A 17330-nucleotide genomic window follows, 5' to 3' on the forward strand; every position below is an offset into this window, starting at 1 on the left:
ACCGCAGATTAAATACCTTGAACAAAATAGCTTACCTTTTGGCCCATCTTCTTCGTTGCATCAAAGGTCCAATCGGCCTGCTATTCAACCTTTAATGCACCTTGTAGATGAACCAAAATTCGGCGTTATTTCTGCCCAACTTATTTAATCTGCGGTCCTTAGCAAGGCAAAAGGAAAAACCTACTATTACCAAAACACAGAGATCAGCATTCTTGTGCCCACCACGTAAAGCAGCACGGCAAAAACACGTTTGAGCTTATCAACGGGCAGGTTGTGGGCAAGTTTCACCCCAATGGGCGCAGTGAGCACTGAGGCCGCGACAATTCCTGCCAAGGCGCCAAGATTAACAAATCCCAGGGAGAAGGGCGGCAGGTTCGGTGCACCAAGCCCGTTGATCACATACCCTATGAACCCGGCTGCGGCAATGGGAAACCCAATACCTGCAGAAGTACCGATGGCTTTATGGATTTTGGTATTGCACCAGGTCAGAAACGGTACGGACAGGGTACCGCCGCCAATGCCCACAAGGCTTGAAAATACACCGATGATGCTGCCCGCCGCAAAGATGCCTGCTGTGCCGGGGATGTCCCGGGTGGGTTTGGGTTTCATTCCCATGAGCATCTGGGTGGCCACATAGTATAAAAAGATACCGAAAAAACATTTAAGAAAATTGGTGGAAAGCATGGAGGCAATCCAGGTCCCTGTAAATGTCCCCACCAGGATACCCGGCGTGATTCTGAATACTACGGGCCAGACCACAGCGCCGCGTTTATGATGGGAACGCATACTTGAAACCGACGTAAACAAAATGCTTGCCAAAGACGTGCCCAGTGCCATGTGAACAATGACTTCATGGGCCACATTTTGGTGCGTAAAAACCGACGTGAGCATGGGAACAATTATAAGGCCGCCGCCAATACCTAAAAGTCCGGCTAGTACACCGGCCACACCACCTATAGCCAAATACAACGCGATATAAATCATCTATTCAGTCCTTTATCCGTAATCAATTAGACAAAAAGATCAATATATAAAATTAAGGTAAAAAAGCAATGAATAGTTAGGGAGGGCACGCTTTTTGGCCCACTGTTAGAGAAGATGGTGGGCAACGCTGCGCGTTTGTCCACCCGACAACCCTTTCTCAAACCCATACCAGGCAGCACCATGCAAAGCCGCCTGGGGATCAAGAATTACATGAACGGGCATATTGGCGCACAATGAAGAAAAACGGCCCTTGTCGGCGATGCGGCCTAAAAAATCGGGCTGGGCCAGCCTTTTAAGAATGCGAGGCGGTATGCCGCCGCCCAGATAGATGCCGCCTGTGGGCAAAAGCGTCACAGCCATATTGCTGGTGACCGCGCCAAGGGCCCGGACAAACATATCCAGTGTGGCTTCGCAGATATCAGCCTTGTTTTCAAGGGCGGTTTCCACAATCACCCGTGTTTTGTCCATCGCCGCATCCAGCTTTTCCCCTAACCAGGCAGGTTCCGGAAAAATTTTATTTTCCAAAAAATATTCATAAATACAGGGCAGATGGCTTCCCGAACACACCCGTTCAAAACTGACGTGGCCATACCGCCGGGTTAAAAATTTCAGAAGTTTAAGGTCCTGGGCATCCCGGGGAGAAAAGGCCGTATGCCCCCCTTCGCTGGCAAAGGCATGGTACCGCGCACCGGCCCAGACCAGAAAGGCAACGCCTAAGCCCGTACCTGGTGCAATAACCGCTTTGTTTCCTTTGGGATCGGCAATTCCCGGGTTCAGGGTAGAAAGGCTGTCTTTGCCCAGATGGGGCACTGAAACGGCAATGGCTTTTAAATCATTAATCAAAGAGATTTTGGGGATACCGCAGGCCTGCTCAATTTCATCAGCATCGATGTTCCAGGGCAGATTGGTGATCCGGGAATGGCGGTCCTTTACCGGACCTGCCACCCCGAAACAGGCAGCCTGGGGTTTTGCACCGGTCTGATCTAAAAATTCTTGAACAATGGTTTCAAACGATGGATAATCGGCACTTTTAAAGCGGATTTCGTGAACCGGATTTGCCGGCACTTGAGTTCTGTCGGCATAGACCGCAAGCATAGTTTTTGTGCCGCCGATATCTCCTGCAAGCATCATGGGTTTTACACCTGTGTAATAAAAGGGTATGAATCTGTTTGGTTTGACAACACTATTCTTTTAAATATAGGCTTTTTTCAACAATTTTAGGAGTGTTAACAAGGAAAAACCATGATAAGCTCGGTTAAAACCCATTACACCCGCCCGGGGCTTGGGGCAAAAATTCGTCAGGGCCTTGAAAAAGCAGGCAAAATTCCCGAACAGATCAACCTGCGGGATCTTGCCCCGGTGGACCAACTTCATACGGGGGGGGGGGCTGCCACCCTCGAATTGGTGGCACAGGCCGGTTTAGACAAAGGCATGACCATTCTGGATGCAGGCTGCGGCATTGGCGGCACATCCCGGCTTCTGGCACAAAAGTTCGGTCTTGTTGTCCATGGTATTGACCTGTCCAAAGACTTCATTGAAACCGCAAACGTGTTAAATCAGTGGTGCGGCTTTGCAGAGGACGGCACCATAAACTTGAAACAGGGGTCCCTGATGGCGTTACCTTACCCGGACAACTTTTTTGACGCCGTGCTCTGCCAGCATGTACTACTCAACATCAAAGATAAACCAAAGGCCTTTGCCGAACTTTCAAGGGTACTGGCCTCCCGGGGCAAGCTGATCCTGCACGAGATTGTGGATGGCCCCGGCCCTGCCCCCCGTTACCCTGTTCCCTGGGCCGCTAACGAGTCGGCCTCCATGCTCTGTTCCCGGCAAGATCTTGGGGAATATGCAAAAAAGGCCGGATTTGAACTTGTTTTCAGTGAAGATAAAACACACAGTGCGGCGCTTTGGTGGAAAAAGATCAATGCCATTAAAAAAGCCAGGGGCACAGGCCCTTTGAACCCGGGCCTGGTTTTCGGGGAAAATGCCGGACAATTTGGCGCAAACATGGAACAAAATTTCAAAGAACAGGCGGTGCTTTGCGTGGAATACATCTGGATAAAATCCAATTTTATTTAAAAAGAATATATTTAACACATAGTTTTATTATCTTTATGGACTTGATTCAATTCCTCATTGACGCCAATCACCATATTCTATATCTGTTAATTATGAGCACACGCCTGAAGCCTCGGACAGACAGTTACCCGCCCGCAAGTCAAGGCATATTCGCAACAAACGGAGCAACCCATGGACACTTATTATATTGACGGCAAATTCGTATCCGAAGACAAGGCCACGCTTTCTGTAAAAGACATCACCGTATTAAGGGGATTTGGCGTATTTGACTTTCTGATCACCTATAACAAACGGCCCTTCCGCCTGGAAAAACATGTGGAACGTCTGGAAAATTCCGCCCGGCATATCGGACTTGAACTGAATCATTCCAACAAAGATATCTGCGACATTGTCATGCAGACCATAGAAAAAAATTCGCATCACAAAGAGGAGAATATCCGTATTGTCTACACGGGCGGCATCAGCTCTGACGGTGTAACCCCCCAGGGAAACGGCATCCTCATGGTCATGGCCACGCCCAAACATGAACTGCCGGACTGGTGGTACACCAAAGGCACCAAAATCATCACCGTGGATATGGAAAGATTTATCCCCGAAGCCAAGAGCAGCAACTATCTGTCAGCCGTTTTTGCCCAGCAAAAGGCCCGCAGCCAGGGCGCCGTTGAAGCCATCTACAAAAACAGGGACAATCGCCTGCTCGAAGGCACCACCACCAATCTTTTCGCGTTCAAAGGCACCACCCTGATCACCCCGCCCGTCGACATTCTACCCGGCGTAACCCGGGGTGCCGTGCTGGAACGTTTAGAAAAAAAATATGACATTGTCCTGGATTTTATTCCCCAGGCAGATATAGCCGACATGGATGAAGTGTTTATTACGGCATCCAACAAAGAGATCGTACCCGTCATCCAGGTGGACGATACGGTCATAGCCGACGGCAAACCCGGAGAAAAAACACGTGCTCTGCTGGCGGACTGGAAAGCCTACACAACAGCATACGGTCGTGGAGAAGCAGACTGATGAATTCCCCCAAGGCACAACCAGTCCTTGAGCCCCAAAGCCGGGTACAGGTGGATCTGTCCGTCTTTGGACAGAATGTACGAACCCTGAAACGCCTGATTCCAAGCGATACCCGGTTCTGCGCCGTGGTCAAGGCCAATGCTTATGGGCATGGCGGGATACAATGCGCAAAAACCGCCCTGGAAAACGGAAGCCATTTTCTTGCTGTGGCCCGGATCTCCGAAGCCGTTGCCATGAGAGATGCCGGTATCACAGCCCCCATTCTTCTTTTGGGAGAAGCCCTGCCCGAACAGGTCTCCTTTCTTGCGACCCACGACATCCGGGCAAGCGTGGCGGATATCCAGACAGCTAAAGCCCTGTCTGCTGCTGCCCAAGCCTTAAATACCAGGCTGAACATTCATCTCAAGCTGGATACGGGCATGGGACGTTTGGGGTTTCTTCATCCTGGCGTGGTCACCCCCAAATATGGGGAAGCGGCAGGCATACGTCAGGCCGGGGACATTGCAGACCTGAAAGGTCTCAGGGTGGAAGGCGCCTACACCCATTTTGCCAAGGCAGACGTCATTGACAAAACCCATGCCAAGGGCCAGCTGACCCGGTTCAATGATATGGTTGCCATGCTTGCGGATATGGGAATCCGCCCGGAAATCCGCCATGCCGCCAATTCTGCGGCGGTTCTTGAGTTGCCCGAAGCCCATTTTGACATGGTGCGCCCGGGCGTTGCCATGTACGGGATGGCCCCCTCCCATGAGGTGGACATCACACGGCATAAGCTTGCGCCGGTTATGTCCATCACGGCAAAAGTCATTTATGTCAAGGCCGTGCCTGAAAATTTCAGCGTATCTTACGGTTGCACCCATGTCACCACGACTCCCACGGTGATTGCCACGGTGCCCATCGGGTATGCAGACGGGTACAGCCGGCTTTTATCCAACCAGGGACAAATGCTGGTCAAAGGCAAAAAAGCCCCCATAGCGGGCCGGGTCACCATGGACTTTACCATGATAGATGTGGGGCATATTCCAGGGGTCAAGCCCGGAGACGATGTCATCATCCTCGGTCCCCAGGGAAATGAACGGATTTCGGCAGACGACATCGCCGGTCTCACCGGGACCATCAATTACGAGGTCACCACAGGCCTGACCGGGCGAATGCCTCTGTCATACCTGTAAAACCAAGGAGCCCATGCCCGATACAAACCCCTTTAATTTTCAGACCGGATCCTGGTCCAGGGATGCCGACTCAACAGATGCCGCCACCCTGATCATTGCCGGGGACTGGGCGCCCATCCGGGCCTTTGCACCGCTGATTGAATCCGATCCCCAATCCATATACGGCGATGTTCTGCTTCTACTGCAAGACGCCGACCTAACCGTTGTGAACCTGGAAGCCCCGTTAAGTGATATCGGCAGTGAAGTGTGTAAAAGCGGGGCCGTGTTCAAAGGCAAGACCTGCCATGTAAAAGGGCTGACCGCAGTGCCTTTTTCCGCCGTCACCCTGGGGAACAACCACATGTTTGATTTTGGCATTGGGGCCTTTCGGCAGACCGTCGGGATTCTGGACCGTCACGGCATCGCGTGTACAGGTGCCGGCATGACCAAAGCGGAGGCTGAAGCGCCCCTGATTATGGAAGCCAAAGGGGTTCGGATTGCCATTATCAACATCAGCGAAGGTGAAGATCTGACAGCCGCCGGACCCGGACCGGGCGTGGCCGGATGGGACATAGAAGGGGTCTGTGTCCGCATCAAAGATCTAAAAAAAGATACGACTCAGACACTTCATGCCGTGATCGCCGTGGTCCATTGTGGCCTGGAATACATTCCCTTTGCACCGGAATACGTAACAAACGCTTTCAGGCAATTGGCCCATGCCGGTGCCGATGCTGTTATCGGTCATCACCCCCATGTGCCCCAGGGGCTTTTCTTCCATGGGAAAACGCCGGTCTGCTGTAGCCTGGGAAATTTTGTTTTTTACCAGCCCACAACGTTTTTCTGGCGAAAACTGGGCTATATGGTGCGCCTGCATATCAACAAAAAAGGGCTTGCCGGGTTGGACATTGAACCCTACCGGATTCATGACCGGGGCGTGCAGATGCTTGCAGAGCCGGACCGGGATTATTTTTTCAAACGGCTCAGACAGATCAGCGAACCGTTGTCCACCCCCGAAGGCAGTAGACAGGCCTGGCAGGGGTTTTTGGATTATTACGGGGTGGCCGGACTCAAAAAGGAAGTCAACATGATTTTAAACAAGCTGGATGACACCCCGGGCAAGGGGGCGGCCATGTTCAGAAACCGGTTAACCACGGCCCAGCATTTTCACCACTGGAAAGACCTGTTCTCCCGTGTGGTGCAGGATAAGATGGGGCAAAGTCCGGCCTGGGCCCAAGACCTGGCCCGGGAATGGCTGACAAGGCAGGTTGAAAATGAGTGATAAAAAACAGATGACCCTGCTGGTAACCGACTCGGGGCTTGGCGGACTTAGCGTGTGTGCAGGCATGGCGGCAAGGTTTGCCAATGATGCACGTTATGACCGCATTCAGTTGGTGTACTTCAATGCCTGGCCCGAACAGGACAAGGGGTACAGACACTATCCGACGCCGGCGGATCGGGCCAAGGTGTTTGACAATGCCCTGGCGGCCATGGCCAAATACACCCCCGATCACATCTACATTGCCTGCAACACCCTGTCCGTGATTTATCCGTTTACCCGGTTTGCAAAAAAGACGACTATTCCTGTCACCGGCATCGTGGATCACGGGATTCAGATGATCCATAATGCGCTGACCCGGGATGTTTCAGCCTCTGCCGTAATTTTTGCCACCCCGATCACCATCAATGAAAACAGCCATAAAACAGCGTTGGTTGAACAAGGGATTGCCCTGGAACGTATCATTACCCAGGGATGCCTGGCCCTTGCAGGTAAAATTGAGCGGGCACCGTTCAGTGACGAGGTCAAAACCTTGATTGATGAATTTGCCGCCCAGGCAGCCCACAATCTGAAAAATGTCGGGTCCACGGTGTATGCCGGGTTGTGCTGCACCCATTTTGGCTATTGTAAAAATATTTTTAAAAATGCGTTGGCCCGCCATATCGACAGAAAAATAAAAATTTTAAACCCTAACGAAGCCATGACCGAGGCGGCCTGCCAAGACATTCTTGACGGGGGATCACCGCAGATGTCCATAGATATTGTCTCCAAGGTCTCATGGGAACCCGCCGGAATTGAGGCCTATGACCGCCTGCTGTCTGAGGTTTCACCGGATGTGGTCGACGCCCTGAAAAACTATCGGTTGGACAGGCAACTGTTCAGCGCAGACATTTAAGGATTTGGTAAAAACATGAGTCGTATTTTACTGATTACCGGTCCTGGCGGTGATGCCCAGGGATGGGGCAACATGGCCGTAACCCAGGAGATTGCAACGGCCATCAAGGGGTCAGGCAAATCTGCAGAAATCGCATTCGTATCAAACATGGCTGGATTAATCCAGGCACTGGATACCCGCAAATTCGATCTTGCCTGGAGTGCGCTGTACCATGTGACGGAAAACGAAGCCAACATCGGCATGGGGGACCACGGTGACGACTGGGTGGCCGACATACTGGACAAGCGCCGGATTGCCTATATCGGCCCGGATGCGTCCACCATGAAGGCGTTGATTCATAAAACCGCCACCCACAACATCCTGGGCAAGGCAGGTGTCCCCGTGCCCTACCATTACCAGATTGAACAGGGCCAAGCCCTGCCGGATATGGCATTCCCGGCCTTTGTCAAACCCAGTTTCGAGAGCCGGTCCGTGGGAATTAGCGACAACAGTGTGGTAAGCACCCCCGAAGAACTTAAAGCCCAGGTGGGTTTTATCCATGAAAATTATGATCAGCCCGCCCTGGTGGAAGAATACCTGCCGGGCCGGGAATATACGGTGCTGATGCTGGGTAACGGCGCGTACCAAAAATTTTTACCCGGCATGGTCACAGTAGATCCCAAACTTCTTGGCAAATACCCCATCCTAGGCGCGGATCTGCGCGGTGTGGGTGCCACCGAAATCCAGCCGGCCGGGGAATTGTCCGAAAAAGCCATAGATGTCACGGCCAGAGCCATGAAAGCCTTGAACTGCCTGGACCATGTCCGGGCCGATATGCGCCTGGACAGCCAGGGAAATGTAAAAATCATTGAGGTAAACGGTATCCCGGGCCTTAAACCTGTTAAGAGCTGGAGCCCCCAGCTTTACACCTTGCACCATGCATCAGAAAAAGGCAAAATGGAAGATTACCGCGCCCTGATCGACCAGATTGTCAGCTCAGCCCTGGCCCGGTACGGCATTGCTTGATTACCAGACAATCTTTTCGGGAACACCGGGTAGGCATGCTTTGAGATAATTGTCTTTATTGATGGTAGCGGTTTTTGTGACATGATTTTAAAATCTTATAATATCAATACATTATTGAATCATCGTGGAAAAATTAATTCCAAAACATGGCATTTACCCCCTTATGTTTATTCGATTTGACGAAAAACAGGATCATCAAGTATAAAAAATAAAAATGACTATTTTAAATACCATAGCCAAACGATTAGCAGAATATCTGTCCCGGTCCATAAGAAAAGACATCCATGTTGCCACCACTAAACCCGAAGACTTGGCATCTGCCTTAAAAAAAGGGGATATCCTTCTCATTGAAGGGAATAGCCGGATCAGTTCGGCCATAAAGTATCTGACACAATCCACCTGGTCCCATGCCGCACTTTACGTTGGGAATAGGCTTAAGATCGAAAACAGCACCATGAGCGAACCAATTCTGGTGGAAGCAGATATCAATGAGGGGGTTAGGACGGTTCCTCTGTCCAGGTATTCTAACGTACATACTCGAATATGCAGGCCTGTGGGGCTTACTGACAAGGATATCACTGCAGTGATTGATTATGCCCTTGCTCAAGTTGGAGATACCTATGATATTAAAAATATCCTGGATCTGGTCCGGTATCTGATCTCGTCCCCTCCGGTTCCCGATCACTTGAAACGAAGACTTCTGGCTCTGGGGAGCGGGGATCCCACCAAGACCATCTGTTCTTCCATGATCGCACAGGCGTTTCAATCTGTCCGGTATCCGATTCTTCCGGAAAGACTGTTGGAAAGTTCTGACAGCAGAGCATACAGACAATGCTATTGGGAAATACTTCGTATAAAGCATCACAGTCTTTTTGTGCCCAGGGATTTTGATGCCTCTCCATATTTCGAAATTATAAAGCCAACTATTTACAAGGGATTCAACCCCTATCAGATGAACTGGTCAACTGAATCCCAACAGGAGGAAAGGTAATTATTATGCTAAACTTTAATCCAACCAAAGCACAGATTGAACTGCAGAAAAAAGCAAGATCGTTTGCCATTGATCATGTACTGCCTGAGGCCTGGCATTATGATATTAAAGATGAAACTCCGGTACATATTCTCAAAGGGGCCTTTACACAGGGGCTGTCCCACAGTGATATTCCGGTGGCTTATGGTGGTAAGGGTTTCGGCATCATTGAGGGTTGTGTTATATCAGAGGAAATCTCCGCGGCCTGCCCTGGAATCGCCACCTCCATTTTTGACAATTCTCTGGGAATGAAACCCCTCATTCTGTCTTCAAATGAAGCATTAAAGAAAGAATATCTACCCCGGTTTGCAAAGGAATTTAAACTGATCAGTTTTGCAACATCTGAGCCCACCCTTGGATCAGATGTCTCAGCGATCCGGTGCATGGCTAAACCCGATGGGAACGACTATATTCTCAACGGCACTAAATACTGGGTAACCAATGGGGGAATTGCAGATTATTACAGTATTTTTGCAACCATTAATCCAGATACAAAACATGAAGGGATCTGTGCCTTTTTTATTGATCGAAAATGGCCGGGTGTTGAAGTGGGGCAACCTATTCCAAAAATGGGGCAACGATGTTCCAATACGGTGGGGGTTCATTTTAACAACGTCAGAGTCCCCAAAAAATATGTACTGGCGCCTCCCGGGGAAGGCTTCCTGCTTGCCATGAACACCTTTAACAGTACGCGGCCGGTGATTGGGGCATTTGCCATCGGGGCTGCACGGTCAGCCTTTGAATATGCCATGGATTACGCGAAAAAACGCCAGGCCTTTGGCCAGAAAATCGGCAACAACCAAGCCATCCAGTTTAAACTGGCTGACATGTATCAAAAAATTGAAACTTCACGACTCCTTGTTTTGAAAGCGGCCTGGGAATCTGACAAGGGTATGGACCCGACCCTCAATGCATCCATATCAAAATTTTATGCGACAGAAGCTTGTATCGAGGTGGTTGACGAGGCCCTTCAAATCCTTGGCGGATACGGATACACCAAGATGTTTCCTCTGGAAAAATTATACCGGGATGTTCGGCTTCTGAGGATTTATGAAGGCACTAGTGAGATCCAGAGAATGGTGGTTGCCGGTTATATCATGGGCGGGTATAAACCCGTGATGCCATCTCTTGAGGATATTCCCGTATATCATGAGGAAAATCTTTGTGAGGGCCCTTCTGCTGGCGGGGAAAAAGGAAAGATATGGCGGTGCCGGATCTGCGGCCATACCCACTATGAAAATGATCCTCCGGAAGTGTGCCCCTATTGTTTTTTTCCAGGCAAGGCATTCAAAAAAATAGGGGAATCAGCATAATGTTGGCTAGGCGTGCTTTTCCGGATAAAGCTGGCAGGCCGAGGACAAAAAATTGATAAAAACGGGGTCAGTCCCCTATTAGCGAGGCAGAAATAACGCCGAATTTTGGTTCAGCTGCAAGGCGCATTAACGGTTGACTAACAGGCCTATTGGGCCTTTGATGCAACGAAGTAGATGGGCCAAAAGGCAAGCTATTTCGTTCAAGTTATTTAATCTGTGGTCCTAACGTATAAAGAGAGCCTGGCCTGAATGATTCCGAGCAGCGAAACCTAAATAAAAGATTTCAAAGAATGATCAAAGGCGTTTTTCACCATGTCCGCAATGGTCCGGTCAACAGCCTGGGCTGCCATTTCAAGAAGGTCGGAAAAGGAGGGTTTAGATTTGTCCGCTCGTCCTTTATCCGTCTGATTTTCATCCACCAGGGGAGCCTCTTCATTGGCCTGTGCCTCACTTGCCTCATTCGCCTCCTGGGCCTTCTGGGTTTCCAGATAATGATCAAACAGGCCGCTTAAGGGTTCACGTGCCCGGGCCAGGGCGTCTTCCTGCTGTTTTTCCAGAAGCTCAGCCAGTTGATCCATCAAAGAGGTTCCCAGATTACCGATCGTACGTGTGGCGGCGCCGTCATCGGTATCGTTACCCGCATCATCAGAATCCTCAAGATACCCTGCGGCCAGTTCCCGTCCCAGGGTACCAGTGGTGGCGGCCTGCTCTTCGCTGTACATGGCGTATCCAGACGTCACTGTAATATCGGCTTCATAGGAAGATATTGAGTCGTAATATCCCATGCGCATGGCCTGGGAAACAGCATCTTGCAAATCTCCTTCCATCATCTCGCCGATAATGTTGTCCACACCGCTTATAATGGATTCAATATCCTCAAGTTCTTCTTCGTTCAAGTCCCCTTCCACCGTAAACGAAAAGGTCTCTCCGGTAGTTAAGGTAATCTCCCGAACATTGTACGAGGCTGCGGCATAGCCGTCTTCATTGCTGACCACGCCCCGGCTGCTGTATTCATAGGCTTCAAGGTCGGAATACTGGTTGGTGGACAGGGAAACCACATCCCCTTCCCGGGTCTGGATGGTCAGTCCCGCATCAAGGCTTGAATAAGAAGCAACAGAAAGTTCGCTTGAACTTGAAGCGGTATTGGTGTTTGACGCTGCGGCCCGGTTGTGCAGGCCGTAGGCATTGGGGTTGGCTTGAGATACGCTGTTCATCATTATTCTCCCGATTTAACAGTTTTTACGAATTTTTCTTTTCCTGGTTAAAGGTATCGGCCGCAATCGTAAAAACCTAAAATTTTTATGAATAAATATTGGAACAGTTCGGCAAACCGGTTTTGGAATCAACCCTTCAGGGAGAGGGTAACATGGTAGACCCCGCCGTCAAGTTTTGATTTCAAAGGCAGGCCTGATTTCTCAAACACCTTGATCATGGGTTGGTTCTCGGGCAGAACCTCGGCATAGAGCTCTTCAAGCATGCGTTTTTTCCCCTCCTCGACCAACAGCGACATCAAATAGGACCCCACGCCCGAACCCTGGTAATTCTCGTCTACCAGAAAAGCCACTTCTGCGGCTTTGCCGTCATCATTTTCAACCAGCCGCGCCTCGGCAACAATCCGGTTGTCGCCTTTTTTTCCACCAAAGCCCACCACGGAGAACTCTTTGGTATAGTCCACATTAACATAGGCCTGCATTTTATCGTGCCCCATGGTTTTTACGGAATAAAAGAAGCGGTAAAATACCGTTTCAGTGGAGCAGCGGTAGAAAAAACGGCGCATGGATTCTTCATACGAGGGCTTCATGGCCCGAAACCGCATGGTTTTATCACCCTTGAAGGTTTTGGTATGGGCAACATATGCTGGATACAGATGGGCGGAACGGCTGACAAAAATTTGGTTGGAATAGAGGATCTTTTTTTCCCGGGCCATTTTAATCAAATCCTCTCGGTCGTCGGGATGGGCCACATCAATGATGGCCTGGGCCCGTTCCCGCAAAGGACGCCATTTGAGCAAGGCCACCCCGTATTCCGTGGCCAGCACATGAATGGATTCGCGCAACCGCAACTGGTTGACATGTTTCTCTATACTGAACAGGATATTGGACTCACCTTTTTCATTGCGGCTGGGCATACCGATGATGGTGTTGCCGTCCTTGGAGGCTTCTGCGGCCTTGTAAAAATCAATACCTTCGCCGGGGCCCGAAATCACGGCGCCTGTCAAAGGGAAGCTCACCCTGCCCTGGAGATCGGCCTTGCGGCCTTCATATATGGCAACAAACTGGGGGTTGCTGGCAATGAGTTGGGGGTTACACACCCAGTCAATACCCTGAAATTCCACCAGCGGATTTTTATGCAGCCATGTCATCAGTTTCTTGGTGCCAAGGGCATAGGATGCCAAAGACTTCCCCCGGAACGGAGATTTGCGGCTATTGGTGACGGCCCCGGAATTGACAAGCTCTGCGGCTGCATCCGTAAAATAAAGGGAATGGATGCCCAGGTCTTTTTTATCCGACAAAAAAGGCACCAGCGCTTCGAACAAGGGACCAAGGGAGTAGTTGATGCAATCTCCGTCCCGGATTTCATTGGCCACATTGGCAGCCACCTTTTTCATCACATCGTTAACCGGTTCAGGCGTATAGGTGAGCGGCTCCCGATCCGAGCGCACCAGAAGATCGAATTCTTCTATGGAAACAAAGGTATCCCCATAGGTAAAGGGCATTGCCTCATTCACCTCACCCACCACAAGACTTGCCTTGGACATGGCTTCCCTTGCCACATCCACGGCAAGGCCCAAGCTGCAATACCCGGCATCATTGGGCGGGGTGATCTGAATAAAAGCCACATCCACATTGATTCTGCCGGACCTGATGATTTTCGGAATCTCCGAGGTATATGCCGGGATAAGATCCACCTGACCGCTGGAAATGGTATCCCAGGCCACATATCCCCCTGAAAAAAATGTTTTCAACCGGTAATTAGGGGCATGAAGACGGTCGATGGATAAAATGGTTTCCCCCAACACAGCCAGCTGCATCAACTCAAGGTCCCTGATATTGTGTTTGTCCACATCAAGCAATGTGCGGATCAGTCTTCTTGGCGTAGCCGGCCCTGTGCCGATGAAAACGGTCATTCCCGGCCGGATATGATTTAAAACTTTATCCGGGGGTACAAGACTTCGCTCCCAGTTGCTCAAATTTTTCTCGGACATAAATTACTCCCTGTAATGAAATGCATAGATATCTATTTTATCAGCTAAATGGGGTGTAATCAAGACAGGCTTTGGCCATTGCTCAATGCAGATTCACCCTCCCGGGGTTTTTGTTGCGTTTGCGGCCAGCACAAACAGCTGTGCGTCATGGGTTTTAAAGGTAACAAGGTTTTCCATTTTTTCATCGGCCCAAAAGCAGTGCACGGGACGGATTATGCCGGCATGGGTGACCAACCGGGTATGCGATGACAGGGACAGCCAGGTAGGGTGGGCAAACGCACTCGTTGCCCACCATCGCATGAAAAATAGGGATCAAGGCTTGAGAAATAATATTTTAAGACCTAACCCGAAAAAATGATCCCAAAATCCATTCAGCAACCAAGCGGTCAACTGCCTCTATTCCCGAGACTTTTGGCCCTTTTGGCAAACAGGAGCCAGAGAACCAGCATGGCGCCGCCACTGATGGTGGCGAGCAGGCCGATGATACGGATTTTGTCCGCCCAGTCCAGGGCAATGAACCACATGGCAATCGCACCCAGCAGGAAGTAGATGAAAATCAGCAGTGAAGAGGCAGCACCAGCGTGCCGGTCCACCTGTTCCAGTACCAAGTTGTTGCTGGGCGGGCGACTCAGACCGAAGGAAAAGGAGATCACCACCATGGGCAGGGCAAGACCCCAGGGGCCGGGCAGCCACCGGGTGAGCATTGCCGCACCGCCGGCCAGGATTCCGGCAAACCCCATGGTGAGCAGTTTTTGCGATCCCAGCAGGCCCAGCAACCGCATGCAGGCGAAGGAGCCGGCCATGATGGCCATGGCGTTCAGGGCGAAAAAATAACCAAAGACCTGCTCGGACAACCCGAACCGGGTGATGTAGATATCGGCCGAGCCACCGATAAAGGCAAAATGAGGCACAACAATGATAGACATCATCAGGGCAAAACCGAGGTACCGCCGGTTGGCGAGCAGTTCAAAATAGATCCCGGCCGTCTCCCGGACGCTGTTTGCTGACGGGGTTTTCAGGGTTTCGGGCATGCGCAATACCCCGATCCAGCCAATGGCCGCTATCACCGCCTGGATCACGAAGACCCATCGCCAGGAAAACCAGGTCAACACCCATCCGCCGAACACGGGTGCCAGCATTGGCGCCAGGGCCATTATTACTCCCATATAGGCCAGGATCCTCGCCCGTTCATGGCCCTTAAAGATATCCTTGGTAATGGCCAAGGCCAGGGTGGCGGCCGAGGCAGCCCCGGCGGCCTGTAGCACCCGGAACACGATCAAGCCAACGATGCCGGTGGAAAGCCCGCAGAGCAGACTGGCGACGATAAACAGGCCGATACCGGCCAGCAGCAGCGGCCGTCGGCCGTACCGGTCGGACAAGGGTCCGTAAAACAGAAGCGACACACAATAGCTGACAAAAAAACCAACCAGGGTCAAATTGACCACGGCCAGGGGCTGGTGCCACGCTTTCTGGAGCAAAGGGATGGCCGGCAGGTACATGTCGGTGGAAAGGGGCGGAAAGGCCGACAGCAGGGCCAGCAGCAGCAGGAACCGATTTTGGTTTATCACTCTTACGATTTTCATAAGCCTTTTATTTCACTATAAAAATAGAAAAACGGCAGGCATTTTTGCCGGCCGCTTTCAGTGTCATCTTTTCGAGCCAGGGCAACACAGCTTCGTTACCGCAAGTGCTCACAGGGCGTCACGCCAAGGCGTGACTGCGTTCCCGAAGGATAGGAACTGCATTTTTTGTCAAGCAAAATATAACAAAGGATAAAAGGATTATCAAGAGCCCCAAACATGAAATAGGTCTGGTCTTGAAAAATAAGATCTATCATGATACAGAAACGACATTACGGCTTGCCTCCTTAGGACCGCAGATTAAATAACTTGAAGCGGTTTATCACATGACTGACCACGGAAACGCCCAGGAACGGTGTCTTCCTGGAAGACTAAGACGGTTTTCTGGAAATATTATATGACACTTGCCAACAATATAACTGGTTATGTCATGCGTTATGCCTAATGAACAACCATTACCACCTTCTTATCCGAAACCATTGATCCTACACGTTCCCGCGGTATGAGACATCTCAACGCAGTTTACACACAGTCGTTCAACCGCAGGCATAACAGGGTAGGGCATATTTTTCAGGGCCGGTACAAAGCCACATTGGTTCAAAAAGAGCCCCATCTGCTGGCGTTATGCCGGTTAACAAAGGGAAACGCTATGAAATTTTTAAAAATAAGCCTGTTACTTCTAATTTCTTTCTTGCAGGTGCCCGCGACCTACAGTAAAGAAACAACAGTTTTCACACAGGGAACTGCGGTTATTCATCAAGAGCAAAAAATCAGCTCTTTAAAAGAGAACACAACCAACTTTAAACAGGATGCTCAACTGATTCGTGATACCTATGAAAGATTTTTATTTACTTTAACGGCGGTTAAAGCCGGCCATTACGGGCTGAGAATGTATCGTCAGTCACTGGATAGCAAATACCAGGCAACGATCTGGTCAGATATGGCAAGGGTTGCCAGTCAGCTGAATAAGTCTGCCGGCGAAATTTATACGCCTGAGCAAATTCAGGCTCATTCCAACAAGCTTATTGCCGGTTATGTTGATGAAACCGGCGAACGTAGTCAATTACGTTATGCCGCGACCAAAGAGATACCGGATTATCTTTACGTTGCTGTTTCATTGCTTGGTTCAATGGCGCGGGTAGATGAATATGGTCTGAAACACCGTGAAGATGCCAAACTGCGTCAGGTTATCCGCCGTTATGATTTTAGCAGGTTCGTCAGCGATGCCACCATGATTAAAGCCTGGGCTGCGCAGCTGGCCAATCAGGTGTACTGGCTGCGTCAACTGGGTGAACAGGATGTTGTCGATGAGTTTATTAGCGTATTCAGGAAAACCTACCCGGACAGTCTTGACGCTCAACTCTCAACGCAGCAGTTCGGTAATAAAATTTATGGTTTAACCCATATTATCTTTGCAGCATCAGGTTATTACCAGCATCCTGTTAACGAGTCGGATTTCCAGTGGATATATGACTATTATCGCCACAACATCGATACCATTATCACCCGGGCGAAAGAAGATGTGATTGTAGAGGTCGGAATCAACTTCCTGCTGGCGGGCTTGGATGATGATCCTGTTGTTGTGAAAACACAAAAGGCGATTCAACAGTCTATCAATCGTGAACATGGTCTGCTGCCGTCGGTGACAGGTGAAGTAGACTTAAAAGACGGTGAACACCGCAATGTGCTGGCTATTATGCTGCTTGATTGGCAGGGCGTGCATGCCGCGCCCACCATTACAACCCAGCCTGAGATGTTTTCTGATCTGCCTTATGGGTTAGTGGCTAAATAA

Annotated in this window: 15 protein-coding genes; 9 read left to right on the forward strand and 6 right to left on the reverse strand. The window is 50.3% G+C overall.

What is annotated here, in order from left to right; genetic code table 11:
• Window positions 1-186 precede the first annotated feature (186 nt).
• Both EYB58_RS06980 and glk read right to left on the reverse strand, forming a co-directional pair.
• The gene (locus EYB58_RS06980) at window positions 187-984 is read right to left on the reverse strand and encodes a sulfite exporter TauE/SafE family protein (RefSeq protein ID WP_111953756.1); all 798 of its coding nucleotides are present in this window, start codon (window positions 982-984) and stop codon (window positions 187-189) included.
• A 105-nt stretch (window positions 985-1089) separates the two neighbouring features.
• Window positions 1090-2115, reverse strand: coding sequence for a glucokinase (gene glk, locus EYB58_RS06985; protein WP_111953754.1), 1026 nt, complete (start codon window positions 2113-2115; stop codon window positions 1090-1092).
• Window positions 2116-2226: 111 nt separating this feature from the next.
• On the opposite strand from glk, the gene EYB58_RS06990 reads away from it, so the two are divergent.
• The 8 genes from EYB58_RS06990 (at window position 2227) to EYB58_RS07025 (ending at window position 10753) form a co-directional block, all read left to right on the forward strand.
• On the forward strand, window positions 2227-3063 hold the full coding sequence (locus EYB58_RS06990; RefSeq protein ID WP_111953752.1) for a class I SAM-dependent methyltransferase: 837 nt from the start codon (window positions 2227-2229) through the stop codon (window positions 3061-3063).
• A gap of 171 nt (window positions 3064-3234) precedes the next feature.
• Window positions 3235-4083: an aminotransferase class IV gene (locus tag EYB58_RS06995; protein WP_111953750.1), complete on the forward strand. Its 849-nt coding sequence runs from the start codon at window positions 3235-3237 to the stop codon at window positions 4081-4083.
• Entirely contained in the window at window positions 4083-5255 is a 1173-nt protein-coding gene (gene alr / locus EYB58_RS07000) for an alanine racemase (protein ID WP_111953748.1), read from the forward strand. The genes EYB58_RS06995 and alr overlap by 1 nt, the downstream gene beginning before the upstream one ends.
• A 13-nt stretch (window positions 5256-5268) precedes the next feature.
• Window positions 5269-6513: a CapA family protein gene (locus EYB58_RS07005; RefSeq protein ID WP_111953746.1), complete on the forward strand. Its 1245-nt coding sequence runs from the start codon at window positions 5269-5271 to the stop codon at window positions 6511-6513.
• Entirely contained in the window at window positions 6506-7405 is a 900-nt protein-coding gene (locus EYB58_RS07010) for an aspartate/glutamate racemase family protein (protein ID WP_111953744.1), read from the forward strand. Before EYB58_RS07005 ends, EYB58_RS07010 begins: the two co-directional genes overlap by 8 nt.
• Window positions 7406-7420: 15 nt before the next feature.
• Window positions 7421-8410, forward strand: coding sequence for a D-alanine--D-alanine ligase family protein (locus EYB58_RS07015; RefSeq protein ID WP_111953742.1), 990 nt, complete (start codon window positions 7421-7423; stop codon window positions 8408-8410).
• Between the two features lie 214 nt (window positions 8411-8624).
• Window positions 8625-9401, forward strand: a complete 777-nt coding sequence (locus tag EYB58_RS07020) for a YiiX/YebB-like N1pC/P60 family cysteine hydrolase (protein ID WP_111953740.1) — start codon at window positions 8625-8627, stop codon at window positions 9399-9401.
• A 5-nt stretch (window positions 9402-9406) separates the two neighbouring features.
• Complete coding sequence (locus EYB58_RS07025) at window positions 9407-10753, forward strand: acyl-CoA dehydrogenase family protein (RefSeq protein WP_111953738.1); 1347 nt, start codon at window positions 9407-9409, stop codon at window positions 10751-10753.
• Between the two features lie 269 nt (window positions 10754-11022).
• On the opposite strand, the gene EYB58_RS07030 is transcribed toward EYB58_RS07025, so the two are convergent.
• The 4 genes from EYB58_RS07030 to EYB58_RS07045 all read right to left on the reverse strand — a co-directional run bounded on the left by EYB58_RS07030 (window position 11023) and on the right by EYB58_RS07045 (window position 15526).
• A complete protein-coding gene (locus EYB58_RS07030) occupies window positions 11023-11970 on the reverse strand; it encodes a hypothetical protein (protein ID WP_242637584.1) in 948 nt (315 codons plus the stop codon).
• Between the two features lie 125 nt (window positions 11971-12095).
• The gene (locus tag EYB58_RS07035; RefSeq protein ID WP_111953734.1) at window positions 12096-13958 is read right to left on the reverse strand and encodes a bifunctional acetyl-CoA hydrolase/transferase family protein/GNAT family N-acetyltransferase; all 1863 of its coding nucleotides are present in this window, start codon (window positions 13956-13958) and stop codon (window positions 12096-12098) included.
• A 93-nt stretch (window positions 13959-14051) separates the two neighbouring features.
• Window positions 14052-14258: a hypothetical protein gene (locus EYB58_RS07040; protein ID WP_111953732.1), complete on the reverse strand. Its 207-nt coding sequence runs from the start codon at window positions 14256-14258 to the stop codon at window positions 14052-14054.
• A gap of 86 nt (window positions 14259-14344) precedes the next feature.
• Complete coding sequence (locus tag EYB58_RS07045) at window positions 14345-15526, reverse strand: multidrug effflux MFS transporter (protein ID WP_111953888.1); 1182 nt, start codon at window positions 15524-15526, stop codon at window positions 14345-14347.
• Between the two features lie 661 nt (window positions 15527-16187).
• Between EYB58_RS07045 and EYB58_RS07055 the strand changes: the two genes are divergently transcribed.
• The gene (locus EYB58_RS07055; protein WP_111953886.1) at window positions 16188-17330 is read left to right on the forward strand and encodes a DUF3541 domain-containing protein; all 1143 of its coding nucleotides are present in this window, start codon (window positions 16188-16190) and stop codon (window positions 17328-17330) included.

Origin of the sequence: Desulfobacter hydrogenophilus, from assembly GCF_004319545.1 — a bacterium.
Lineage (GTDB): Bacteria > Desulfobacterota > Desulfobacteria > Desulfobacterales > Desulfobacteraceae > Desulfobacter > Desulfobacter hydrogenophilus.